At 60.1% G+C, this 1,214-nt stretch carries 2 protein-coding genes; both read right to left on the bottom strand.

Going from position 1 to position 1,214, the window contains the following annotated elements:
- The coding region (gene pilV / locus BZK42_RS27845; RefSeq protein WP_143329781.1) for a shufflon system plasmid conjugative transfer pilus tip adhesin PilV at window positions 1-729 on the bottom strand (729 nt) is incomplete at its 3' end.
- On the bottom strand, window positions 729-1,214 hold a 486-nt coding region (locus BZK42_RS27840; RefSeq protein ID WP_080861608.1), incomplete at its 5' end, for a prepilin peptidase. The genes BZK42_RS27840 and pilV, both read right to left, overlap by 1 nt.

Genomic DNA, 1,214 nt, shown 5'->3' with positions numbered 1-1,214 from the left:
ACTGACGTCAAAGTTACCGTACTTCCCGTTCACCACCCCGGCGCTGTTCAGGTTGTTGCCGCCCATATCTATCGACGTGTGCATTTTGTTCAGTTCCGGCCGGCCGTTCACCTGAAAACGGTACAGACGGTCACTGTCCTCCCGCGCTCCCGTCAACGTCTCCGGACTCAGCAGAACCGCGATATGACCGTTACCCCCGCTGGTCCCGAATCCTGCCAGCGGTACCGTCCAGCTGTTCATGGCACCCACGGCCGTCCGCCCGTCACGGATATAACCGCCCAGACCAGCACTGATATCCAGCGATATCTGCCGCAGCGCCTTATACGGCAGCGGCTGACCGCCCGTGGTCAGCACCAGGCCCTGCAGCAGTTCCGCATGCTGCGCGTTACGTATCAGCAGCGCTTTTAACTGCTGGCCGTTACTGTTGGTGTTCCGGAATCCCGCCGGTAAAAATCCGGTATTTTTCAGCATCTGTGCCGTCACCGTGACCGGCTTCGTGGTGGTGCTCGCCGCCTGTACCTGTGCGTAATAACGTCCGCTGTACGACTCCACCGCCTGCGTGAACCGGCTCGTCTGTGCCGCCATCAGCTGCCACTGGCGAGATTTCAGGTAATCCTTCATATATCCGGATGCCATGGTCGCCATAATCAGCACTATCAGCAGCGCGGCTGCCACGCCAACCATGGCAAAACCGCGGTCCTGCCCTGCGATACGTTTTTCTGGTTTCATCACGCCACCCACAGCGGCTGGTACAGCCACTGGATTAATATCAGTACACAACCCGCGCTCAGCCAGGGCCCCAGCGGACCACCGGCACGCATACCTGTTCCCACAGTCAGATGCCAGGCCACAAAACCCGCCAGCGCGGTTATCAGCGCCATCATCGCTCCCGGTAAACCCAACCAGGCCACCATGCCGGTTATCATCCACAGGTCTCCTGTCCCCAGAATGTCGCCCATACGCCGGAGCTTCCCGGTGTGTTGTCCCGACGGTATCGAATACAGGAGTATCAGCGTCATCAGCCCCGTGATGGCGGGACGTATCAGCAAGACTGACAGGGGCGAGTCTGTTATCCCTGTGGCCAGCAGACCGGCAACCAGGAACGTCACCGTCATCCGCCGCGGCAGCCAGCCGCTTGCCGCGTCACACACACCCAGTTGCAGCAGAAACCCTGACATCAGCAGGGCGTGTATCCGCTCAGCAGGAGACACTGG

The organism is Citrobacter braakii (assembly GCF_002075345.1).
Classification (GTDB): domain Bacteria; phylum Pseudomonadota; class Gammaproteobacteria; order Enterobacterales; family Enterobacteriaceae; genus Citrobacter; species Citrobacter braakii.
This window is presented reverse-complemented; position numbering and strand designations above follow the sequence as displayed.